This is a genomic window from Phreatobacter oligotrophus, assembly GCF_003046185.1.
In the GTDB taxonomy this organism is placed as follows: domain Bacteria; phylum Pseudomonadota; class Alphaproteobacteria; order Rhizobiales; family Phreatobacteraceae; genus Phreatobacter; species Phreatobacter oligotrophus.
In genome coordinates this window covers 183,265-205,328 of the sequence record NZ_PZZL01000008.1, presented here as the reverse complement: position 1 = coordinate 205,328, position 22,064 = coordinate 183,265, and the positions used below count along the sequence as shown (strand labels likewise).

17 protein-coding genes are annotated in these 22,064 nt (G+C 69.6%); 11 read left to right on the top strand and 6 right to left on the bottom strand.

What is annotated here, in order from left to right; all coding sequences use genetic code 11:
• Positions 1–15: 15 nt before the first annotated feature.
• On the bottom strand, positions 16–1,536 hold the full coding sequence (locus C8P69_RS17845; RefSeq protein WP_108178785.1) for a helicase HerA domain-containing protein: 1,521 nt from the start codon (positions 1,534–1,536) through the stop codon (positions 16–18).
• Positions 1,537–1,689: 153 nt separating this feature from the next.
• On the opposite strand from C8P69_RS17845, the gene C8P69_RS17840 reads away from it, so the two are divergent.
• The 8 genes from C8P69_RS17840 (at position 1,690) to nikE (ending at position 11,648) form a co-directional block, all read left to right on the top strand.
• Positions 1,690–3,000, top strand: a complete 1,311-nt coding sequence (locus C8P69_RS17840; protein ID WP_108178784.1) for an Hsp70 family protein — start codon at positions 1,690–1,692, stop codon at positions 2,998–3,000.
• Between the two features lie 96 nt (positions 3,001–3,096).
• Positions 3,097–4,062, top strand: coding sequence for an NAD-dependent epimerase/dehydratase family protein (locus C8P69_RS17835; RefSeq protein ID WP_170118289.1), 966 nt, complete (start codon positions 3,097–3,099; stop codon positions 4,060–4,062).
• A gap of 105 nt (positions 4,063–4,167) precedes the next feature.
• Positions 4,168–5,523 carry an aspartate aminotransferase family protein gene (locus C8P69_RS17830; protein WP_108178782.1) on the top strand — a complete coding sequence of 452 codons (1,356 nt, stop codon included), beginning with the start codon at positions 4,168–4,170 and terminating at the stop codon, positions 5,521–5,523.
• Entirely contained in the window at positions 5,523–6,284 is a 762-nt protein-coding gene (locus C8P69_RS17825; protein ID WP_108178781.1) for an SDR family oxidoreductase, read from the top strand. Before C8P69_RS17830 ends, C8P69_RS17825 begins: the two co-directional genes overlap by 1 nt.
• 197 nt (positions 6,285–6,481) lie before the next feature.
• Entirely contained in the window at positions 6,482–8,095 is a 1,614-nt protein-coding gene (locus tag C8P69_RS17820) for an ABC transporter substrate-binding protein (protein ID WP_108178780.1), read from the top strand.
• Positions 8,096–8,101: 6 nt separating this feature from the next.
• The gene (locus C8P69_RS17815) at positions 8,102–9,133 is read left to right on the top strand and encodes an ABC transporter permease (RefSeq protein ID WP_108178779.1); all 1,032 of its coding nucleotides are present in this window, start codon (positions 8,102–8,104) and stop codon (positions 9,131–9,133) included.
• Positions 9,130–9,975 (top strand): ABC transporter permease, encoded by an 846-nt coding sequence (locus C8P69_RS17810; RefSeq protein WP_108178778.1) that lies wholly within the window; start codon positions 9,130–9,132, stop codon positions 9,973–9,975. Before C8P69_RS17815 ends, C8P69_RS17810 begins: the two co-directional genes overlap by 4 nt.
• Entirely contained in the window at positions 9,972–11,648 is a 1,677-nt protein-coding gene (gene nikE, locus C8P69_RS17805; protein ID WP_108178777.1) for a nickel ABC transporter ATP-binding protein NikE, read from the top strand. Before C8P69_RS17810 ends, nikE begins: the two co-directional genes overlap by 4 nt.
• A 177-nt stretch (positions 11,649–11,825) precedes the next feature.
• Here the strand turns inward: nikE and C8P69_RS17800 are convergent, their stop codons facing one another.
• The 3 genes from C8P69_RS17800 to C8P69_RS17790 form a co-directional block, all read right to left on the bottom strand.
• Positions 11,826–13,262: an NAD(P)-binding domain-containing protein gene (locus C8P69_RS17800; protein WP_108178776.1), complete on the bottom strand. Its 1,437-nt coding sequence runs from the start codon at positions 13,260–13,262 to the stop codon at positions 11,826–11,828.
• An 80-nt stretch (positions 13,263–13,342) separates the two neighbouring features.
• On the bottom strand, positions 13,343–14,929 hold the full coding sequence (locus C8P69_RS17795) for a hydantoinase B/oxoprolinase family protein (RefSeq protein ID WP_108178775.1): 1,587 nt from the start codon (positions 14,927–14,929) through the stop codon (positions 13,343–13,345).
• Positions 14,926–16,932 (bottom strand): hydantoinase/oxoprolinase family protein, encoded by a 2,007-nt coding sequence (locus C8P69_RS17790; RefSeq protein WP_245902113.1) that lies wholly within the window; start codon positions 16,930–16,932, stop codon positions 14,926–14,928. The genes C8P69_RS17795 and C8P69_RS17790 overlap by 4 nt, the downstream gene beginning before the upstream one ends.
• Positions 16,933–17,157: 225 nt before the next feature.
• On the opposite strand from C8P69_RS17790, the gene ilvD reads away from it, so the two are divergent.
• Positions 17,158–18,999 (top strand): dihydroxy-acid dehydratase, encoded by a 1,842-nt coding sequence (gene ilvD, locus C8P69_RS17785; protein ID WP_108178773.1) that lies wholly within the window; start codon positions 17,158–17,160, stop codon positions 18,997–18,999.
• Between the two features lie 136 nt (positions 19,000–19,135).
• Positions 19,136–20,359: an MFS transporter gene (locus C8P69_RS17780; RefSeq protein WP_281260065.1), complete on the top strand. Its 1,224-nt coding sequence runs from the start codon at positions 19,136–19,138 to the stop codon at positions 20,357–20,359.
• Here C8P69_RS17780 and C8P69_RS17775 read toward each other — a convergent pair whose 3' ends face one another.
• Positions 20,360–20,644 carry an SEL1-like repeat protein gene (locus tag C8P69_RS17775; protein WP_245902112.1) on the bottom strand — a complete coding sequence of 95 codons (285 nt, stop codon included), beginning with the start codon at positions 20,642–20,644 and terminating at the stop codon, positions 20,360–20,362. It abuts the gene before it with no gap.
• Positions 20,645–20,851: 207 nt separating this feature from the next.
• On the opposite strand from C8P69_RS17775, the gene C8P69_RS17770 reads away from it, so the two are divergent.
• A complete protein-coding gene (locus tag C8P69_RS17770; protein WP_108178771.1) occupies positions 20,852–21,253 on the top strand; it encodes a DUF2147 domain-containing protein in 402 nt (133 codons plus the stop codon).
• A 22-nt stretch (positions 21,254–21,275) separates the two neighbouring features.
• Here C8P69_RS17770 and C8P69_RS17765 read toward each other — a convergent pair whose 3' ends face one another.
• Positions 21,276–21,974 carry a glutathione S-transferase N-terminal domain-containing protein gene (locus C8P69_RS17765; RefSeq protein ID WP_108178770.1) on the bottom strand — a complete coding sequence of 233 codons (699 nt, stop codon included), beginning with the start codon at positions 21,972–21,974 and terminating at the stop codon, positions 21,276–21,278.
• Positions 21,975–22,064: the final 90 nt, after the last annotated feature.

Below are 22,064 nucleotides of genomic sequence, written 5' to 3'. Positions count from 1 at the left end.
GGCCCCCGACGGATCCTATTCCGCGGCCGACGGCATGTCCTGGCTGAGATCGGCCGGCCCGGCAGGATCGCCCGGCGCCGTCTCGCAATTCAGGTCCGGCGCCGCCACCACACGCCGCCCCCGGAAATCCGTGCGCGTCACGAAGAGCCCGCGCTCCTCGAAATAGGCGAGCAGCCGCCGCGCCCGGCTCGGCGAATGGCTGCCATAGACCCGCGCGATGGTCGCATCCGACGGACACGGCGCGCCGGAGAGCGCCGCCCGGGCGATGACCAGGAACACGCCCTGCAGGTCGTCGGGGAGCCCGGCGGAGAGCGTCACCGCCTGCGACCAGCCCTCCTCGCCCTCGCGGCTCATGTCGACGCCGGCCCGCGCCACGGCGAAGCGGCGGCGGAAATCGGCCAGCGTCAGTGGCTCGCCCGGCACGCGGCGGATGCGGCAGCGCACGAGGAAGTCCTGGTAGAGCACCGCGACCGTGCGGAAGGCGGCGTCCGGATCGGCGAGGATCTCGCGCAGCACCTCGTCGATCATCGCGGCATGTTCGGCCTCGGCGATGATCGGGAGCATGGGCTCGGCCGGTTCCTCCGCCTTCGGGCGGGCATTGGCGAGCTGGGTGAGGATGTCGGCGGTGGAGACCGGCGGCGGCGGGGGCGGCCGGCGCACCGCCATGGGCCGGGCTTCCTCCGGCGAGGGCGTGAAGATGAGGTCGCGCGCATCCTCCGGCGCTGGCGCATCGGGCAGCGGCGTCAGCTTCGGGCTGGTGGAGCGGGCCGAGGTCTCGACCGGGCCGATGGTGACGGGCAGCGGCCGGCGCGACATGGCCGGCCCCAGCGCCACGAAATGGCCGCGGGCAAGGTCGCGGAACATCTCGGACTGGCGGCGGTCCATGCCGAGGAGGTCGGCGGCGCGCGCCATGTCGATGTCGAGGAAGGTGCGGCCCATCAGGAAGTTCGAGGCTTCCGCCGCCACGTTCTTGGCGAGCTTGGCGAGGCGCTGCGTGGCGATGACGCCGGCAAGGCCGCGTTTGCGGCCGCGGCACATGAGGTTGGTCATGGCACCGAGCGAGAGCTTGCGCGCCTCATCCGAGACCTCGCCGGCCACGGCGGGGGCGAAGAGCTGCGCCTCGTCCACGACCACGAGGACCGGGTACCAGTGGTCGCGGTCGGCATCGAAGAGCCCGCCGAGGAAGGCCGCGGCGCAGCGCATCTGCTGCTCGACGTCGAGCCCTTCGAGATTGAGCACGACGGAGACGCGGTGCTGGCGGATTCGGCCGGCGATGCGGGTGAGCTCGGCCTCGGATCGCTCGGCATCGACGACCACATGGCCGTATTTGTCGGCCAGCGTGACGAAGTCACCCTCCGGATCGATGACGCATTGCTGCACCCAGGGCGCGCTCTGCTCCAGCAACCGGCGCAGCAGATGCGACTTGCCGGAGCCGGAATTGCCCTGGACCAGCAGGCGGGTGGCCAGGAGCTCCTCGAGATCGAGCGTGGCCGCCTTGCCTCCGGGCTGCGACCCCATGTCGATATCGACCTTCATCGGGACTCACGCATCCTCATCCGCGGAACGGGCCTTCCTAGCATCCCGTGTGCGCCCGCGCCTCCCCATCCCAGAGAAACCCACAGGCAACCGCCGGGCTGGCCTCCGGCGCCCGGATGGTCTATCCCCCGCCGCTTTCCCGCGAAGGACCCCATGCCCGTGGCCGAGCCCGCCCCGCTGTCGATCGGCATCGATTTCGGCACGACCAACACCGTCATCGCGGTGGCGGACGAGGACGGCCGTGCCGAGGCCGTGACCTTTCGCCATGGCGAGGCCGACCTGAAGGGCTTCGTCACTGCGCTCTGCTATTGGCAGGAGCGCGCCGGCGGCCGCGTCACCACCCGCGTCGAGGGCGGCCCCTTCGCCATGGACCAGCTCATGGTCGGCGGCGGGCCGCAGCGCTTCATCCAGTCGTTCAAAACCTTCGCGGCGAGCGCCAGCTTCCAGGAGACGCGCATCTTCGGCCGCACCACGCGGTTCGAGGACCTGGTGGTCGATTTTCTCGGCACCGCCGCGAAGCGCGCCGGCCGGCCGCTCGACCTCGAAAACGCGCGCGTCCAGATCGGCCGTCCCGTGCGGTTTGCCGGCACGAACCCGGACGAGGCGCTGGCCATGACGCGCTACCGCTCGGCCTTCGGCCGCCTCGGCCTGACCGATGCCCATTATGTCTATGAGCCGGTTGGCGCCGCCTTCTTCTATGCCCGCGCCCTCGACCACGATTCCACGGTGCTGGTCGCCGATTTCGGCGGCGGCACCTCGGACTTCTCGGTGATGCGCTTCGAGCGCAGGGACGGCCGCCTTGCCGCGACGCCGCTCTCCCATGCCGGCATCGGCATTGCCGGCGACAGTTTCGACTATCGCATCGTCGATGCCATGGTCTCGCCCGCCCTCGGCAAGGGCTCGTCCTATCGCTCCCTCGACAAGGTCCTGACCGTCCCGAACCGTTACTACGCCAATCTCGCCCGCTGGCATCAGCTCGCCATGATGAAGTCGAACGGCGATCTCGCGGGCCTGCGCGACCTCGAGAAGGTGGCGCTGGAGCCGGAAGCCCTGCGCCGCTTCATCGACGTCGTCGACTATGACCTCGGTCTTGCCCTCTACCGCGCGGTGTCGGACGCCAAGGTGGCCCTGTCCTCGACGGATGAGGCGGAGTTCCGTTTCGTCGCCGACGACGTTTCAATCACCGGCCGCATCGCCCGCGCCGATTTCGAGTCCTGGATCGCCGAGGACGTGGCGCGCATCGGCGCCACCGTGGACGAGGCGCTCGCCCGCGCCGGCGTCACCGAAAAGGCTATCGACCGCGTCTTCCTCACCGGTGGCACCTCCTTCGTGCCGGCCATCCGCCGCCTCTTCACCGACCGTTTCGATGCCGACCGCCTTACCCAGGCCGACCAGTTCGAATCGATCGCCTATGGCCTCGCCCTCATCGGCCGCGAGCCGGACGCGGCGCGCTGGGCCGCCTGAGGCGCGCTTGGCGCGAATGCCCGCTCCGCCTTGGCCGGCCTAGGTGAGGGCCGCAGGACCGGCCCATGATGCCCGCTCATCGGCCGGAGGCGCGCAGTGACCATTCTCATCACCGGGGGAACCGGCTTCGTCGGCGCGGCGACCGTCGACCATTGCGCCAGGGCCGGCGAGGACGTCGTGGTGCTCGCCGCCCATGCGCCCGAGCCCGGCTGGCTGCCTGCCGGCGTCGAGGTGCGGCTCGCCGACATCCGTGACGCCCAGGCGCTCGCCGCCGTGATGCGGGAGCGCCGGCCCCGCGCCGTCATCCATGGCGCCGCCATCACCGCCGGCCCCGACATGGAGCGCGCCCATCCCGAGCGCATCGTCTCGGTGAATGTCGGCGGCACCGCAGCGGTGCTGCAGGCGGCCGCCGAAGCCGGCTGCGGGCGCGTCGTCATCTGCTCCTCCGCGAGCGTCTATCCCCTCGCCAAGGCCGATGCCGAGCGCTTCCGCGTCGATCGCGACCCGCCCGTCCCGGCCGCGCTCTACGGCCTCACCAAGAAGATGGCCGAGGAGGTCGCGACGCGGCTTGGCGCGGTCTATGGGCTGACGACGCCGATCCTCCGCATCGCCGGAGTCTATGGCCCCTTCGAGCGCGACACCGGCGTGCGCGAAATCCTCTCCGCCCCGGCGCAGGTGGTGGCGGACGCACTCGCCGGACGGCCGACGCGCCTGACGCGGCCCGGTTTCGGCGCCTGGCTGCATTCGCGCGACGCGGCAGCAGCCCTCGTGACCCTGGCGGAGGCGTCCTTCGCCGAGGCAGCGCCGATCTTCGATCTCGGCGGCCCGGAGGTCTTTTCCATCGAGGCCTTCTGCCGGGCCATTGCGCCGGCCTTCCCAGGCTGGAGCCATGCCGTCGATCCGGACCATCCGACGGTGCGCTACCAGATCCCCGCCGACCGGCCGGGAAGCGATTTCTCCCGCCTTGCCGCAGCAACGGGGTTCACGCCCCGCTTCGGCCTCGCCAATGGCGCGGCCGACTACCTGGCATGGCTCGGGCGCCCCTCGGCTACTGCGGGTTGAAGCCCCCTGCCCCACGGGCATGGCTGCCGGGTCAGCCATGCGCCGGGCGGGGTTTGACCCGGCGCGAAGCTCTCTCCTAGCCTCCATCCCGTGGGGAGCGTCACCATGGACGATGTCGGCCACCGCTGGCTCAACCAGCATCGTGCAGGCCAGAGACTGCCGCGGGCGGTCGGCGGCGACGGCATCTTCGTCCATGACGAACATGACCGCCGCTTCCTCGACGGCTCCTCCGGCCCGGCGCTCTTCTGCCTCGGCCACGGCCATCGCGAGGTGATCGAGGCGATCAAGGCGCAGTACGATCGCCTCTCCTTCGGCTACACCGCCGACTTCACCTCCGACCCCATCGATGCGCTCGCCGACACCATCGTCGACCAGGCAGGCGGCGGGCTCTCCCGCGTCTCCTTCGTCTCCGGTGGCTCCGAGGCGACCGAGACCGCGATCAAGATCGCGCTCCAGTATCACCTCGCCCGCGGCCATGCCGGGCGAACCCATTTCTTCGCCCGCCGCCAGTCCTGGCATGGCTACACGATGGGAGCGCTGTCGCTCTCCGGCCATCCGGCCCGCCGCCGGCCCTATGTCGGCGCGCTGATGCCGGTGACGCATCTGTCGCCCGCCAATGACTACCGCCCGCCCGAGGGGGTGAGCAAGGAAGGGCTCGTGGACTATCTCGCCGCTGAATTCGAGCGGGAGATCCACCGCGTCGGCGCCGAGCGCATCGCCGCTTTCTTCTTCGAGCCGGTGGTGGGCGCGGCCGGCGGCGCGGTCCCCGCGCCGGAGGGCTACGCGCAGCGCATGCGCGAGATCTGCACCCGCTACGGCATCCTGATGGTCGCCGACGAGGTCATGTGCGGCGTCGGGCGCTGCGGCACCTGGCGCACCCTCGCCCATGACGGCGTTGCGCCGGACATCATGGTGACCGCCAAGGGTCTTGCCGGCGGCTATGCCCCGCTCGGCGCAGCGCTGATGACGGAAGAGGTCTACCGCACCATCGCCGACACGTTCGGGACCATTGCGTCGGTCCATACCTATTCCGGCCATACCGCCGCCTGCGCCGCCGGCCTCGCGTTGCAGAAGGTCATCATCCGTGACGGCCTCGTCGCAAAATGCCGGACCGATGGCACCTATCTCATGCAGGCGCTCGGCCAGGCCTTCGGCCAGAACCCGCATGTCGGCGACATCCGCGGCCGCGGCTTCTTCGTCGCCGTCGAACTGGTGAAGGACCGCGACGGCAAGGTGCCCTTCGCGCCGTCCCACGGCCTTCACAAGCGCATCAAGGATGAGGCCTTTGCCCGCGGCCTGCTCTGCTATCCCTCGCCCGGCACGGCCGACGGCTATGCGGGAGACCACGTGATCCTCGCCCCGCCCTACATCATCACCCGTCCGGAGATCGACCAGATGGTCGACCTCCTGAAGGACGCCGTGGATGCGGCGCTCCAGAGCCTGCCGAAGGACGCCGCGTGATGCGCCTCGCCGACAATGTTGCGGTCATCACCGGAGGCGGCTCGGGAATCGGGCGGGCGGTGGCACTCGCCTTCGCGCGCGAGGGCGCCCGCCTCGCCCTCGTCGACCGTGATGGCCCCGGCGCCGAGGAAACGGCCCGCCTCGTCACGGAAGCGGGCGGCGAGGCCATGGTGCGCGTCTCCGATGTCGGCGAGCCCGGCACGGCCGACGCGGATGCCGCGGCGGTCATCGCCCGTTTCGGCCGCATCGACATTCTCTATGCCGGTGCCGGCTTTTCGGTCGGCGGCACGGTGCTGACCACCAGCCCCGAGGACTGGGACCGCGTCTTCCGCGCCAATGTCGGCGGCACCTGGCTCTGGGCCCGCGCGGTCGTGCCCACGATGAAGGCGCAAGGGGGTGGCGCGATCGTCACCACCGCCTCGCAGCTGGCGCTCGCCGGCGGCGCCGGCAATTCCGCCTATATCGCCGCCAAGGGCGCCATCCTCAGCCTCACTCGCACCATGGCGCTGGACTTTGCCCCCGACCGCATCCGCGTCAACGCGGTCGCGCCCGGCGCCATCGACACCCCGATGCTGCGCCGCTCCTTCGCCCGCAATGCCGACCCGGCCGCCGCCGAGGCGCGCTCGGTCGGCCGCCACCCGCTGCGCCGCCTCGGACGCCCCGAGGAGATCGCGGAGGCCGTGCTCTATCTCGCCAGCGACGCCGCCGCCTTCACCACGGGGACCACCCTCGCCGTGGATGGTGGCTGGCTTGCCGGCTGACACTGCCCAGCCTTTGGGCAGGGACTGCTGGCGCGCCTCAAGGGCGCGCAGGAAGGACAAGCGTTTCGCCGGGCCCGCTGGCGGAAGAACGGACATGCCGACGGCCGACCGTTTCGCCTTGCGATACGGTCGTGCTGGTACGGAGATTGCAACCAACCCACAAGGGCTTCGGCCTGCTGGTCAACGGAGACTACGTCATGAAACTGGACCGTCGTAACCTCCTGGCGGGCGGCGCCGCCCTTGCTACGGTGCCGCATCTTGGCCGCGAGGCCTTCGCCCAAACCCGCGCCGAAACGCTGCGCCAGGTCACCGGCAACGCGGTCAACACCCTTGACCCGACCATGCCCGGTTCGACCCGCGAGGCCTTCGGCATCAGCGTCAACATCTATGACCGCCTGGTGTCCTTCGGCAAGAAACAGACCCCGGCCGGCTGGGTCTTCGATCCCGACACCATCCGTGGCGAGCTCGCCGAGAAGGTGGTCACCTCCGCCGACGGCATGACATTCACCTTCCACCTGCGCCGCGACGCCAAGTTCCACGACGGCACGCCCGTCACCGCCGAGGACGTGAAGTGGTCGCTCGACCGCGCCGTCTCGGCCAGGTCGCTCGCCGCCGCCCAGATCCAGACCGGATCGTGGACCAAGCCCGAGCAGTTCAGGATCATCGACCAGTACACGGTCGAGGCGAAGGTCGACAAACCCGACCGCCTGGCGCTGCCGAACCTCTGCACGCTCTACTGCATCATCTTCAATTCGAAGGTGGTGAAGAGCCATGCCACCGCCGCCGATCCCTGGGGCCAGGAATGGACCAAGACCAACACGGCCGGCTCGGGCGCCTATATCCTGGAGTCCTTCCGTCCCGGTGAGCAGGTGATCCTGCGCCGCAACGACGCCTGGAACCGCTCCATCGACGGCAAGCCGGCCGGCTTCCGCCGTGTCATCTGCCAGACCATTCCGGAGGCCGCCACCCGCGCCAGCCTGATCGAGAAGGGCGATGCCGACCTCTCCATCGACCTCGCGGCCTCGGACGTCGCGACGCTGGCCAGCCGCGGCAACGTCAAGGTGATCTCGACGCCCCAGTTCAACGCCTTCTCGATGATCGCGTTCAACACGCAGGCCGCCCCCTTCAACAACAAGAAGCTTCGCCAGGCCATTGCGGCGGCCCTGCCCTACGGCAACATCTTCAAGGCCGCCCTCTTCGAGCGGGGCGCGCCTCTGTTCGGCGCCAACTGGACCGACACCCCGCCGAGCGGCATCTTCCCGCAGCCGATGCCCCTGAAGCAGGACGTCGCCCTCGCCCGGAAGCTGCTCGCCGAGGCCGGCTTCCCGAACGGCCTCGACACGCCCTTCGCGTTCAATGTCGGCGCGGCCGCGATCGCCGAGCCCATGGCGGCCCTGATCAAGGAATCGCTGGCGGCCATCAACGTCCGCGTCGACATCCAGAAGCTGCCCGACGCGCAAATCTCGACGATGGTCACCGAGAAGAAGCTGCCCTTCTTCACCGAGACCTCGATCGCCTGGCTGCCCTCGACCGACTACTTCTTCCGCAACTTCTTCACCGGCAACCAGCGCTGGAACTATTCCTCGTGGGACAATGCGGAGATCGTGGCGCTCGCCGAAAAGGCGCGTTTTGAGATCAATGCCGCGGAGTATGAGAAGCTCTGCAAGAAGATGATCTCCATCCTCGCCGAAGAGGTTCCGGTCCTGCTGCTGTGGCAGCCGAACCAGGATGCCGTGATGCCGAAGAATGTCGAGGGCTACGTCTACGGCTATCACCGCCAGGTCGACTATCGCGACATGAAGCGAGCCTGATCAGCCATGGGTCTTGCAGTCTCCATCGCGCGGCGCGCCGGGAAACGGGTCGTCTCGTCCCTCCCGGCGCTGTTCGGAGTGGTGATCTTCACCTTCCTCCTGATGCGCGTGCTGCCCGGCGATCCCGCGATCTTCTTCGCCTCCGGCCCCAATGCGGGCCAGGCGGAAATAGAGCAGATCCGCCAGCAGATGGGGCTCGACAAGCCCGTGCCCCAGCAATTGCTGCTCTATCTACGCGATATCGGCACCGGCAATCTCGGCCGATCCATGACCACCGGCCAGCCGGTGGTCACTGACCTCGTGTCGCGTCTGCCGGCGTCGCTGGAACTGACCTTCGTGGCGCTCATGCTGGCGCTGGTTCTGGCACTGCCGCTCGGCATTCTGGCGGCGCTGCGCCCGAACTCGCTGATCGACAACATCGTCCGGATGATCTGCACGCTCGGCGTCTGCGTGCCGACCTTCGTGTCCGGCCTGCTGTTCATCTTCGCCTTCTATTACATTCTCGGCATCGCCCCGGATCCGACCGGCCGCATCGACATTTTTGCCGGTCAGCCGCCGACCATCACCGGCTTCCTCCTCATCGACGCGGCCGTCGCCGGCGATTGGGACGCCTGGAGCTCGGCAGCGCGCCAGCTCATCCTGCCAGCCTGCACGATGGCGCTATTCGTGCTGGCCCCGCTCGCCCGCATGACGCGCGCCTCCATGCTCGCGGTGCTCACCAGCGACTTCGTGCGCACCGGCGAGGCCCTCGGCCTGTCGCGCCGCCGCGTCGTGCTGGTCTATGCCCTGCGCAACGCGCTCCTGCCGGTGCTCACCATCATGGGCATCGTCTTCTCCACCATGCTTGGCGCAAACGTGCTGGTGGAAAAGGTCTTCTCCTGGCCGGGCGTCGCCTCCTACGCGCTCGACGCCCTGCTCGCCTCCGACTACGCGCCCGTCCAGGGCTTCGTCCTCCTGATGGCGACCATCTTCGTGATGGTGAACCTGACCGTCGACGTGCTCTACGGTCTCGCTGATCCCCGGATATCCATCGAATGATCGCCGTCTTGCGCCATACCGGCTGGGTCCTGCGCGGCAATCCCGTGACCATGGTCGCCAGCTTCGGGGCCCTGGTCCTGGTCACGCTGGCGATTGTCGGTCCGTGGATCGTGCCCTACGACCCGACTGCGTCCAACGTGCCGAACGCCCTGATGCCGCCCTCCGCCGCCCACTGGTTCGGCACCGACCAGCTCGGCCGCGATGTGTTCTCGCGCGTCATCGCCGCCACCCGCCTCGACCTTGCGATCGCCGCCTCCGCCGTCTCGCTGTCCTTCGCCCTCGGCGCGATGATCGGCGCCTTCTGCGGCTATACCGGCGGACGGCTCGACCGCTGGGTCGGCCGCTTCGTCGACGTGCTGATGGCCTTCCCGCTCTTCGTGCTCGCCATGGCCATGGTTGCGGCTCTCGGCAACCGCGTCGAGAACATCATCTACGCCACCGCCATCATCAACCTGCCCTTCTACATCCGCTTCGCCCGTGCCGAGGTGAATGTCCGGCGCAATTCCGGCTGGGTGGAAGCGGCGCGCGCCTCCGGCAACAGCCACGTGCGCGTGGTCATGCTGTTCCTGCTGCCCAACGTACTGCCGGCCATGGCCGTGCAGATCTCGCTCAACCTCGGCTGGGCCATCCTCAACGCCGCCGGCCTTTCCTTCCTCGGCCTTGGCGTGAAGCCACCGACCCCGGAATGGGGCATCATGGTCGCCGAGGGCGCGCGCTTCATCACGACAGGCAAATGGTGGCTTGTCGTCTTCCCCGGCGCGGCGCTGATGACCGCCGTCCTCTGCTTCAACCTGCTGGGAGACGGGTTGCGCGACATCCTCGATCCGCGGATGCGCACATGACCGGCCCGCTTCTCACCATCGAGGACCTCAAGGTCACCTTCTCCACCCGAAATGGACCGGTGGAGGCCATCAAGGGCGTGTCGCTGTCGCTCTCCGCCGGCGAAAGTCTGGGCATCGTCGGCGAATCCGGGTCCGGCAAGTCCGTCACCGCCTTCTCGGTCATGCAGCTCCTCGACCGTGCGGGGAAGATCACCGGCGGGCGGATCACCTTCCGCGGGCAGGACATCACCAACGCCTCGCGGGGGATGCTCCAGCCGCTGCGCGGCGCCGCCATGTCGATGATCTTCCAGAACCCGCGGGCGGCGCTGAACCCGATCCGGACGGTCGGCCTGCAGATCGCCGACGTGCTGCGCGCCCACGAACAGATCTCGGCCAAGGAGGCGCGGGCCCGCGCGCTCAAGCTGCTCGAGGCGGTGATGATCCGCGATCCCGAGGCCCGGCTCGACGCCTATCCGCACGAGCTCTCCGGCGGCATGTGCCAGCGCGTGATGATCGCCATGGCGATCGCCTGCGAGCCCACCCTGCTCATCGCCGACGAGCCGACCACCGGCCTCGACGTGACGACGCAGAAGACGGTGATGGACCTGCTCGCCGAGATCACCGCGCGGCGCGGCATGGCGATGATCCTCATCACTCACGATCTCGGCCTTGCCGCCCAGTACTGCCAGCGCGTCGCCGTGATGGAGAGGGGCGTCGTCGTCGAGCAGGCGGCGCCTGCCACGCTCTTCGGCGCCCCGACCCATCCCTATACGCGCCGGCTGGTGGCGGCCTCGCCGACCCGCCTCTCCACCGTCGAGAGCCTTGTCGTCGACCGCGAGGCGCTCCCCACCGCACCGGTCCGGATCGCGCCGCGACCAGGCTCCGAGCCGCTGCTCGCCGTGCGCAACTGCGTGAAGGTCTTCGACAACGGCTTCCGCGGCGTCGACGACGTGTCCTTCAGCCTCGCGCCGGGCGAGAGCCTCGGCCTCGTCGGCGAATCCGGCTCCGGCAAGAGCACGCTGTCGCGCATCGTCTGCCGGCTGATCGACGCCACCGAGGGCACGATCACCTTCGACGGCGAGGATATCGGCGCCATTCCCTCGCGCGATTTCTACCGCTCGCGCTTCCGCCGCGACATCCAGATCGTCTTCCAGGACCACGGGGACAGCCTCAATCCGCGCTTCTCCGCCTTTGACGCCATCGCCGATCCGCTGCGCCTGCTCGGCGGCGTGCAAGACGCCCGCGAGCTGCGCCGGCAGGTCGAGGACTGCGCGCGCCGCGTCGGCTTGCCGGAGGAGTTCCTCGACCGCTTCCCGCACCAGCTCTCGGGCGGGCAGAAGGCGCGCGTCGGAATCGCCCGGGCGATCGCCGCCAAGCCACGGCTGCTGGTGCTGGACGAGCCGACGGCGGCGCTCGATGTCTCGGTGCAGGCGGTGATCCTGCACCTGCTCGACCGGCTCCGGCGCGAGACGGGCCTCGCCTATCTCTTCGTCAGCCACGACCTCAACGTCGTGCGCATGATGTGCGAGCGCACCATCGTCCTGCAGAAGGGCCGGATCGTCGAGGAAGGCCCGAGCGGGCCGCTCTTCACGGCGCCGGCCTCGGACTATGCGCGCGAGCTCATCGCCGCCATCCCGCATTTCGATCCGGAGGCGGCGCTGGCGCGCCAGAAGGCCCTGGCCGCGGCGGTGTGAGGGGCGGCAGGCGCCCATCTCGCGTCCCGGGGAAGCGGCGCTAGAACCTCAACCGTCATGCCCGGGCTTGGCCCGGGCATCCACGAATTCTGCTGGCGCGGTGTTCAAGTCGTGGATGCCCGGCACAAGGCCGGGCATGACGAAGAGCGCTGAGCCATGCGGCGAAAGGGCTTCCCCCTACTCCGCCGCCTGCCCCAGCCCCTCGACCGTCTCGCGCACCGTGGCCTGCGCCACGTCATAGGCGAGGAAGGCCTGCCAGTGGGCATCCACGTCAGCTTCGAACAGGCCCTTGGTGATGCCGTCGACGAGCCGCGGCACGGCGGTCGTCATGGCGTTGATGGAGGAGCCTGACGGCCCGAAGCTCATGGTCGAGGCAATGGAGAACAGGTGCACGTTGGCGATCCACGGGGTCTTGCCCGGCACCTTCTCCATGAACTGGTAGTCCGGCGAGAGGTAAGGGAAGGCGCCGAGCCGGTCGCTGCGCTCCTCCTCCGGCGGCGTGTAGCGGTCCGCCCAGGTGAGGATGTTGTCGTGGAAGGCGGCAAGCTCCGGCTTCGCCGAAAAGTCCATGGCGATGCCGGTGCCGCAGATGAGGAAATCGGCGGCGAACTCGCCCTGCGGCGTCGTCACCACGGCGCGGCCGCCCTCCGCCCGCGCATTCGTCCACGGCGCGCCGGTATGCAGGACGAAATTGCGATGGGCGGCGCAGCGGTCATAGGTCGCCTGCGGGAAGCCCTCACGCAGGCCGAGGACGCGGGCCATGAAGCGCCAGCGCCACGCGTCGTCGAGATCGGCGAGATGTTTCATGAAGCCGCGGAAGGTGATCCAGCGATAGGGCTGGATGACCTGCGGCTCCAGCCGCCGGCAGAACAGGTGCACGGACGCGGCCCCCGCCTCGAGCGCGGTGGCGGCATTGTCGAGGGCCGAGGCGCCCGCGCCGAGCACGGCCACCACCTTGCCCTTCAGGGCCGTGAAATCGATGGCATCGGCCGTGTGAGCCCGCAGCGGCTTGGGCAGGGCCTCGATGAAGTCCGGCATCCACCAGCGCCCGGTCGAATCCTGGCCCGTCGCCAGCACCACCTTGCGGGCATGGATGACCCGCTCGCCGCCGGGGCCCCGAACCCGCGCGGCGACGAGCCCGCCGGCATCCTCCAGCGACAGGAGTTCGGTGCCGTTCTCGACCTTCACCCCCGTCACGTCGCGCACGAACAGCAGATAGGCGTTCCAGTCCTCGCGGGTGATGAGGTCGAGCGCCCGCCAGTGGTCGGCGCCATAGCGTGCCTCGTGCCAGGACTGGTAGGTGAGGCTCGGGATGTCGAGGTCAGGCCCGGTGAAATCCTTGGGGCTGCGCAGCGTCTTCATCCGCGCATAGGTGACCCAGGGCCCCTCCTCGCCGCGCGGCGCCTTGTCGATGACCAGCACGTTGTCGACCTTGGCGCGCTTCAGGCCGAAGGCGGTGACGACGCCCGATTGCCCTGCCCCGACGACGAGCACGTCGAGCGCCTCGGTGCCGTCCGGTGCCCGCCGCGGCGTCAGCCAGCTGGCGCGCGGATGGGCGATCCGATCGAGATCGTCGCGGATGCGGGTGGCAAGGGCGGCTGTGGCGTTGGTCATCAGGGTCTCGGGTCGAGGCACGAGGGAACGGCCATCGGCAGGCAAGATGCGGGCCCGACGGTGCCTGAGCCGCGCATGGCTCACAAGCCCGTTGCGGGCACGCCGAAGCCGCCACCGCCGCAGCCCTCCAGCGTCACGAGATCGCCGGCGCGGAGCAGCAGGTTCGCCTTGCCGGGCAGGACCTCACTCGCGCCCTCGCGCGTCAGCGTGATGCGATAGGGCGCGCCGGGCTCGCCACCCTGGAGCCCATAGGGTGGCATGACCGTGCGCTCGACGCAGGTGGTGAGCCACAGGGTTGGCGCCAGCACGCGATAGGCGCGGATGACGCCCTCTCCGCCACGGTGGCGACCCGCCCCGCCGGAGCCGCGGCGGATCGCCTGCCGCTCGACGCGGATGGCATAGTTCGCCTCGATCATTTCGGCCGGCGTATTCGAGGTGTTGGCGAGGTGGACACGCGTCGCCGGGCAGCCGTCGCGGTCATGCCGCGCCCCCTCCCCGCCGCCATGAACCTCGTAGAGCATCCGCCAGCCGCCATCGGCCAGCGGCTCGGCAAAGGCGAGAAGGCCGGAGGTCGCCGGTCCCCCCGCCGTCAGCCGGTCGGGGATGACACCCTCCATGGCGCGGATGACCGCATCGACGACACGCATCGAGGTCTCGTGGTTGCCCGCCGCCACCGCCGCCTTCCAGCCCGGCTCGAGGATCGAGCCGGGACGGGTGATGATCGTCAGCGGCCTGAGCGCCCCGGCATTCTGCTGCATGTCGCGCCCGCTCATGATGCGCGCCGCATAGGCGACCGCCGAGCGGGCGATGAAGGGCGTGGTGTTGCAGAAATTGGCGACGCGGTCGGCCGAGCCCGAGAGGTCGAAGGTCGCCTCGTCGCCCGAAATGGTGATGCGCACATGGATGCGGGCGGGTGCCCCGTCCGGCCCGCCATCGTCGAGGAAATCCTCGCCCTCATAGGTGCCGTCCGGCAGCTCGGCGATGGCCGCCCGCATCTCGGCTTCCGACAGGTCGTGGAGACGCGCCATGGCGGCGATGAAGACGTCGGTGCCGTGCGCCGCACAGAGGTCGCGGATGCGCCGCTCGGCGGCCTGCGTCGCCGCGAGCTGGGCCATCAGGTCGCCCTCGCAGGACACGGGGTCGCGGACATTGGCGAGGATGAGGTCGAGCACGCCGCGCTCGATGCCTTGAGCCGTCGCGATCGTGAGCGGCGGGATGCGGATCGCCTCCTGGAACGTGTCGAAGGCGTCGGCGAGATAGCTTCCCGGCCAGGTGCCGCCGACATCGGGCCAATGGGCAAGGCTCAGCGCGAAGGCGACGAGCCGCCCCTGGACAAAGACCGGCCGGGCGATCTTCACGTCGTTGAGGTGGTTACCCCCGAGCGCGCCGAGATTGTAGATGATGGCATCACCCTCCCTGAGGCCCGCCGCCGGCCGCACCTTCAGGAGTTCGCGCACGGTGTAGGCCATGGCGCCGAGATGGATCGGGATGTCCTTGCCCTGCCCGACCAGCCCGCCCTCTGCATCGGTGATGGCGGAGGAGAGGTCGCCCGCCTCGCGCAGCAGCGGCGAGCGCGCCGAGCGGGTCATGACCAGGCTCATCTCCTCCGCCGCGGCGGAGAGCCCGTGGCGGATGACCTCGACGACGAAGGGATCGAGCGGGGTCATGACGCGCTCCGGGTGAGGAGAAGATTGCCGCCGGCATCGGGCCGCGCCCGCCAGCCCGGCGGCACCACCACCGTCGACCAGGCATCCTCGATGATGGCGGGTCCGTCGACCGGTGCGGCCAGCGTCTCGCGCGGCAGGATCCGCGTCTCGACGGCGCCCCCCGGCCCGAAAATGCAGGCACGGCTGCGCTCGGCGTGGACGGGCCGGCCAATGTCGGGGCGCAGGACGGCCACCGCCGAGGGTCGTGTGGCCTTGATGCGCAGCGCCTCGATGACCACCGGCTCGGCGGTGGCATAGCCGAAGAGCTCGCGATGCCGGGCGTGGAAATCGGCTTCGAGGCGGGACGGGTCGAGCGGCATGGCGAAAGCAAGGGGGATGGCCTCGCTCTGGGCGGCGTAGCGCATCAGCGCCACATGCTCGACGGCGATGTCATGAGGGGCGACGCCGCCCGCGACCAGCGGCGCCTCGGCCTCCGCCACCATCTCCGCGACGCGCGCGCCGAAGCTCTCGGCCGTCAGATCCGCCAGCGCCAGGCGCAGGGTGCGCTGCTGCAGGAAGGACAGGTCGGCGGTGAGGCAGCCGAGCGCCGAGAAGGCGCTGGAGGCCGCCGGCACGACGATCTCTTTCAGGCCGTAGAGATCGGCAAGGCCCGTTGCGTGCATCGGCCCGCCGCCGCCGAAGGCCAGCAGCGTGCAGTCGCGCCCGTCGATGCCGCGCTCCACCGTCACGCGGTTCAGCGCCCGCGCCATGGTGGCATTGGCGACCTTGACGATGCCGAGCGCCGTCGCCTCGATCGAGAGCCCGAGCGCGGTGGCGACCGGTGCCAGCGCCGCGCGCGCCTTCTCGACATCGATGCGGATCGTGTCGCCGAGCACGGCCTCGGGGTCGAGATAGCCGAGCACGGCATTGGCGTCGGTGATCGTGGCGCGGGTGCCGCCGCGGCCGTAGCAGGCGGGGCCCGGCACCGCGCCGGCGCTCTTCGGCCCAACCGCGAGCCCGCCGGGACCAAGATCCACCAGCGAGCCGCCACCGGCGCCGATGGAATGCACCGCCAGCATGGGCTGGCGCAGCGGCCGCCCACCCATCATCCGCGTATCCGCCATCTCGGCCGCGCCGTCGACGATGAGGCAGACATCGGTGGTGGTGCCGCCCATGTCGAAGGTGAGGACGCGCGGCAGGCCGAGGTCCCGCGCGATACGCACGGAGGCCGCGACGCCCGCCGCCGGGCCGGACATGGCCATGACCAGCGGCCGGCGCTTCACCGCCGGCACCGGCACCATGGCGCCGGCCGAGTGGAAGACCTGCAGCCCCGCGCCGATCGGCAACCGCTCCTCGAGTTCGGTGAGATAGGTCACGGCGATGGGCATGGCCGCGGCGTTGAAGGCGGTGGTCGAGGCGCGCTCGTACTCGCGCGCCTCCGGGTTGATCTCGTGCGAGAGGCAGAGATGCGGCACGACGCCGGCGAGCCGCTCGGCAAGCCGCTTCTCATGCGCCGGATTGGCGTAGGAGTGGAGCAGACAGACCGCGACGCTCTCGACCGCATGGGCCTTCAGCCAGGCGATCAGCCGGTCGATCTCGGCCTCGGCGAGCGGTTCCAGCACCGCGCCCGCCGCATCCATCCGCTCGGCGATGCCGAAGCAGAGCTCCGGCGGCACCAGCGGCGGCGCCTTGGGCCTCACATCGAGGCGATAGAGGTCCTGCCGCCGGTAGCGCGCGATCTCCAGTACGTCCTCGAAGCCGGCTGTGGCGACCAGCGCCACTTTCGGCAGTCGCTCCTCGACCAGCGCGTTGGTCACCCGCGTCGTGCCATGGACGAAGCGGCGCACGTCCTCGGGGCCGAGCCCGACTGCCGCCAGCGCCTCCATCATGGCCGTGACCGGCGCATCGGGGCGCGAGGGCACCTTGGCGATGCGGGTGTCCGCACCTCCGGCGTGAACGGCGATGATGTCGGTGAAGGTGCCACCGATATCGGTGCCGATGTCCCAGACCCTGCTGCCGTCCATGCTCACGCACTCATCCATCGCGCCCGCGGCGATGCCACAGGCTGCGCCTCGCGAAGCAAGCGGCGAACCACCGGCGCGGGATGGCTGCCATGCCCACCGGAGCTACCGGCTGACGGGATGACGGCCGCGACGTCCCGCCCCTTCTCCTGCCTCCCTGGAACGGCTAAAGGCTGGCCAACGGGCGCTCGCGCCCGACCAGAAGACTCTCCCAGCCCGGAAACGACCATGCCCGCCTATCGCTCGCGTACCTCCACCCATGGCCGCAACATGGCCGGCGCCCGCGGCCTCTGGCGCGCGACGGGCATGAAGGACGGCGATTTCGGCAAGCCGATCATCGCGGTCGCCAATTCCTTCACCCAGTTCGTGCCCGGCCACGTGCACCTGAAGGACCTGGGCCAGCTCGTCGCCCGCGAGATCGAGAAGGCCGGCGGCGTGGCCAAGGAATTCAACACCATCGCTGTCGATGACGGCATCGCCATGGGCCATGACGGGATGCTCTATTCCCTGCCCTCGCGCGAGATCATCGCCGACAGCGTCGAGTACATGGCGAACGCCCATTGCGCCGACGCGCTCGTCTGCATCTCCAATTGCGACAAGATCACCCCCGGCATGCTGATGGCGTCGATGCGCCTCAACATCCCCACCGTCTTCGTCTCGGGCGGCCCGATGGAGGCCGGCAAGTTCATCGCCGAGGGCGTGCTGAAGAAGGTCGACCTCGTCGACGCTATGGTCGCCGCTGCCGACGAGAACGTCTCCGACGAGGAGGTGGCGGTCATCGAGCGCTCGGCCTGCCCGACCTGCGGCTCCTGCTCCGGCATGTTCACGGCCAATTCCATGAACTGCCTCACCGAGGCCCTTGGCCTGGCCCTGCCCGGCAACGGCTCGGTGCTCGCCACCCATGCCGACCGCGAGCGCCTCTTCGTCGAGGCCGGCCACCTCATCGTCGATCTCGCCCGCCGCTACTACGAGCAGGAGGATGCCAGCGTCCTGCCGCGCTCCATCGCCTCGTTCACGGCTTTCGAGAACGCAATGACGCTCGACATCGCCATGGGCGGGTCGACCAACACCGTCCTGCATCTGCTGGCGGCGGCCCATGAGGGCGAGATCGGCTTCACCATGGCCGATATCGACCGCCTGTCGCGCAAGGTCCCGGTGCTCTGCAAGGTCGCGCCCTCGGTCGCCAACGTCCACATGGAGGACGTCCATCGCGCCGGCGGCATCATGGCGATCCTCGGCGAGCTCGACCGCGCCGGCCTCATCAACACGTCGGTGCCGACCGTGCATTCGCAGAGCCTCGCAGCGGCCCTCGGCCGCTGGGACGTGAAGGTCTCGGATGCCGAGAGCGTCCACACCTTCTATTCGGCGGCGCCCGGCGGCGTTCCGACGCAAACCGCCTTCAGCCAGAACCGCCGCTTCGCCGAGCTCGACCTCGACCGCGAGAAGGGCGTCATACGCTCTGCCGAGCATGCCTATTCGAAGGATGGCGGCCTCGCCGTGCTCTTCGGCAACATCGCCCTCGACGGCTGCATCGTGAAGACGGCGGGCGTCGACGCCTCGATCCTGACCTTCTCCGGTCCCGCTCGCATCTTCGAGAGCCAGGACGCGGCGGTGGACGCGATCCTCACCAACAAGATCAAGGCCGGCGACGTGGTGGTCATCCGCTACGAGGGTCCGCGCGGCGGCCCCGGCATGCAAGAAATGCTCTATCCGACGAGCTACCTGAAGTCGAAGGGCCTGGGGAAGGCCTGCGCCCTCGTCACCGACGGCCGCTTCTCCGGCGGCACCTCTGGCCTGTCCATCGGCCACGCCTCGCCGGAAGCGGCCGAGGGCGGCGCCATCGGCCTGGTCGAGGAGGGCGACATGATCGACATCGACATCCCCAGCCGGTCGATCAATGTCCGTGTCTCCGACGAGGAGCTGACCCGCCGCCGCGCAGCCATGGAGGCCCGAGGCAAGGCGGCCTGGCAGCCTGAGGCGCCGCGCAAGCGCAAGGTCACCACGGCGCTGAAGGCCTATGCGGCCCTCACCACCAGCGCCGCGAAGGGCGCTGTGCGGCAGGTCAACTGACGCGCGAAGCGGCGGCAGCTCTCACGCCGTTGCAGGGCGGCCAAGCCGGCCACCCATTGACCGCGCCGGGCTTCTGCCGCCCAATTGGGCAAGACGCCGTGCATCGAGAACGCGGCGCTTCGCCCCAGGAGCCCGCGTGACCAGCACACCCGTCGCCGTGGCGGCCCCGCCCGCCGCCGACCGCACCGCCTTCGGCGTGCTGGCGGCGCTCAGCCTCTGCCACCTCCTCAACGATGTCATGCAGTCGCTGGTGGCGGCGCTCTACCCGGTGCTGAAGGCGAACTACGACCTCAGCTTCGGCCAGATCGGCCTCATTGCCTTCGTCTTCTCTGCGACCGCCTCGCTGTTCCAGCCGCTCGTCGGCCTCTACACCGACCGGCACCCGCTGCCCTATTCGCTGGCGGCCGGCATGGCCTTTTCCTTCTGCGGCCTGCTGCTGCTCGCCTATGCGACGAGCTTTCCGTTCCTGCTGCTCGCAGCCGGCCTCGTCGGCTTCGGCTCGGCGGTCTTCCACCCGGAATCCTCGCGCATGGCGCGCCTCGCCTCGGGCGGCAGGCACGGCCTTGCCCAGTCGTTGTTCCAGGTCGGCGGCAATGCCGGCACGGCGCTCGGTCCCATCGCGGCCGCCTTCATTATCCTGCCGCGCGGCCAGGAGAGCGTTGCCTGGTTCGGCGTCCTGGCGCTCACGGGCATGCTGATCCTGGTGCGGGTCGGCGGCTGGTATGCCCGCCATCGTGCGGCGCAGGCGAAGAAGCCGGCGCCGGCAAAGCCCATTGCCCTGCACCGCCGCACGGTCATCGGTGCGCTGGTCGTTCTCGGCTGCCTCGTCTTCTCGAAGTACGTCTACATGGCGAGCCTGTCGAGCTACTACACCTTCTACGTCATCCAGAAGTTCGGCGTGTCCGTGCGCGACGCGCAGCTGCTGCTGTTCATCTTCCTTGGCGCACTCGCGGCAGGCATCGTGCTCGGCGGCCCCATCGGCGACCGCTTCGGCCGCAAGCCGGTGATCTGGGCCTCGATCCTCGGGACGCTGCCCTTCACCCTCGCCCTGCCCTACGCCAACCTCGTCGGCACGGCGATCCTCACCGGCATCATCGGCCTGGTCATGGCCTCGGCCTTCACCGCCATCCTGGTCTTCGCGCAGGAACTGGTGCCGGGAAAGGTCGGGATGATCGCCGGCCTTTTCTTCGGCTTCGCCTTCGGCATGGGCGGGCTCGGCGCGGCGGTGCTTGGCCAGATCGCCGACCTGCGCGGCATCGAATTCGTCTACTGGATCTGCTCGTTCCTGCCCGCCATCGGGCTTCTCACGATCTTCCTGCCCGACGTCGAGAAGGAACGCGCCCGGCTGGCGGCCGCCTGATCAGGCGGTCACCGGACCTTTGGAATCGAGCCAGGCCCGCGCCCAGCCGAGCGCCTGGGCGATCTCGTCCCGGCTCATCTCGGCGGCGACCTCCTGGCGCTGCACGGCGGCCTCGCGGTCGCCGCGCATCGCCGCGATGTTGAACCACATATGGGCGGCGACGAGGTCGCGCGGCACGACGCGGCCGGCGGCATAGAGCGTGCCGAGTTCGCGCGGCGGCCGGTTCTCCAGCTCTTCCGGCACGATCGACGGGGCATCCGCCTCGGCGAGGAACATCACGGTCATCGCATGATCTCCCATGACTGCACGGCCCGGGGGGCGGCCGCGGTTGACCCAATGGCGGCGAGTTTGCTTCCCATAGGTCAACGATGGATTAACGCTACGAGACGGTGAACGATCGTCCCATCGACGGACGGCCGAGTGGACGCTGCCCCCCGGCCGCTTCACTCTCGCCCGCGCCCGCCCCGCAGAGGGCGGCACGGGAGACACCGCATGACCACACGCCCCGTCCTGGCGCTCCTCGCCACCCTCGTCGCCCTGCCGGCCGCCGCCCAGAGCCCCACCGGCACCTTCGTCAGCCAGTCCGGCGATACCCGCGTGCGCTTCGCCGATTGCGGCGGTCAGATCTGCGGCACCATCGTCGCGGTGCGTGGCCAGACCACCGACGAGAAGAACGAGAACTCGTCCCTGCGCAACCGCGCCCTCGTCGGCATCCGCATGATCACCATGCGCCCGGCCGGCGCCAATGCCTGGCAGGGCTCGCTCTACAATTTCCAGGACGGCAAGACCTATAGCGGCCGCATGACCATGCCGAGCGCCGACAGCATGAGCCTGTCGGGCTGCGTCCTCGGCGGCCTCGTCTGCCGCAGCCAGACCTGGACGCGCGTCAACTGACGGGATGCCGGGCGGCGCGCGGTCAGCGCGCCGTCTGCCCGAACAGCACCGCCCGGGCGTTGGGATCAGTCACGGCGGCGTTGGTGCGGTCTTCCTTGTTGACCGCGAAGCCGCGCTGCACGGCCGGGCGCGCCAGCATCCGGTCGATCCAGGCCTTCACGTTCGGAAACTGGGCGATGTCCTGGCCCTGGCGCTCCCAGAGCTTGGCCCAGCCGATGCAGGCCATGTCGGCGATGGTGTAGTCGCCGCAGATATAGTCGCGCCCTTCGAGACGGCGGTTGAGCACCCCGTAGAGGCGGTTCGCCTCCTTGGTGTAGCGCTCGATGGCGTAGTCGATCTTTTCGGGCGCATAAATGCGGAAGTGGTGGGTCTGGCCGAGCATCGGCCCGAAGCCCGACATCTGCCACATCAGCCATTCCTCGACGGCGACGCGGCCGCGCTCGTCCTGCGGATAGAACTTGCCGGTCTTGCGGCCGAGATACATCAGGATCGCGCCCGACTCGAAGACCGAGATCGGCTCGCCGCCCGGTCCGTCCGGATCGACGATGGCGGGCATGCGGTTGTTGGGGGCGATGGCGAGGAATTCCGGCTTGAACTGGTCGCCCTTGCCGATGTTCACCGGGATCACCCGGTAGGGCAGCCCGCATTCCTCCAGCATGATGGTGATCTTCCAGCCATTCGGCGTCGGCCAGAAGTGCAGGTCGATGGGGCGCTCGCTCATGGATCTCTCCGGGGCAACCGGCCGCCTCGGCGACCGCGGCGCCAAGCTAGCACGGGCGCCGTCGGCGTACAGGTCAGCCGTTCCGCCTCA

What these genes read in the sequence shown, in the direction of transcription:
- C8P69_RS17845 (WP_108178785.1), bottom strand. Translation starts at nt 1,536, where the DNA reads ATGAAGGTCGATATCGACATGGGGTCGCAGCCCGGAGGCAAGGCGGCC.
- C8P69_RS17840 (WP_108178784.1), top strand. Translation starts at nt 1,690, where the DNA reads ATGCCCGTGGCCGAGCCCGCCCCGCTGTCGATCGGCATCGATTTCGGC.
- C8P69_RS17830 (WP_108178782.1), top strand. Translation starts at nt 4,168, where the DNA reads ATGGACGATGTCGGCCACCGCTGGCTCAACCAGCATCGTGCAGGCCAG.
- C8P69_RS17825 (WP_108178781.1), top strand. Translation starts at nt 5,523, where the DNA reads ATGCGCCTCGCCGACAATGTTGCGGTCATCACCGGAGGCGGCTCGGGA.
- C8P69_RS17820 (WP_108178780.1), top strand. Translation starts at nt 6,482, where the DNA reads ATGAAACTGGACCGTCGTAACCTCCTGGCGGGCGGCGCCGCCCTTGCT.
- C8P69_RS17815 (WP_108178779.1), top strand. Translation starts at nt 8,102, where the DNA reads ATGGGTCTTGCAGTCTCCATCGCGCGGCGCGCCGGGAAACGGGTCGTC.
- C8P69_RS17810 (WP_108178778.1), top strand. Translation starts at nt 9,130, where the DNA reads ATGATCGCCGTCTTGCGCCATACCGGCTGGGTCCTGCGCGGCAATCCC.
- nikE (WP_108178777.1), top strand. Translation starts at nt 9,972, where the DNA reads ATGACCGGCCCGCTTCTCACCATCGAGGACCTCAAGGTCACCTTCTCC.
- C8P69_RS17800 (WP_108178776.1), bottom strand. Translation starts at nt 13,262, where the DNA reads ATGACCAACGCCACAGCCGCCCTTGCCACCCGCATCCGCGACGATCTC.
- C8P69_RS17795 (WP_108178775.1), bottom strand. Translation starts at nt 14,929, where the DNA reads ATGACCCCGCTCGATCCCTTCGTCGTCGAGGTCATCCGCCACGGGCTC.
- C8P69_RS17790 (WP_245902113.1), bottom strand. Translation starts at nt 16,932, where the DNA reads ATGGACGGCAGCAGGGTCTGGGACATCGGCACCGATATCGGTGGCACC.
- ilvD (WP_108178773.1), top strand. Translation starts at nt 17,158, where the DNA reads ATGCCCGCCTATCGCTCGCGTACCTCCACCCATGGCCGCAACATGGCC.
- C8P69_RS17775 (WP_245902112.1), bottom strand. Translation starts at nt 20,644, where the DNA reads ATGACCGTGATGTTCCTCGCCGAGGCGGATGCCCCGTCGATCGTGCCG.
- C8P69_RS17770 (WP_108178771.1), top strand. Translation starts at nt 20,852, where the DNA reads ATGACCACACGCCCCGTCCTGGCGCTCCTCGCCACCCTCGTCGCCCTG.
- C8P69_RS17765 (WP_108178770.1), bottom strand. Translation starts at nt 21,974, where the DNA reads ATGAGCGAGCGCCCCATCGACCTGCACTTCTGGCCGACGCCGAATGGC.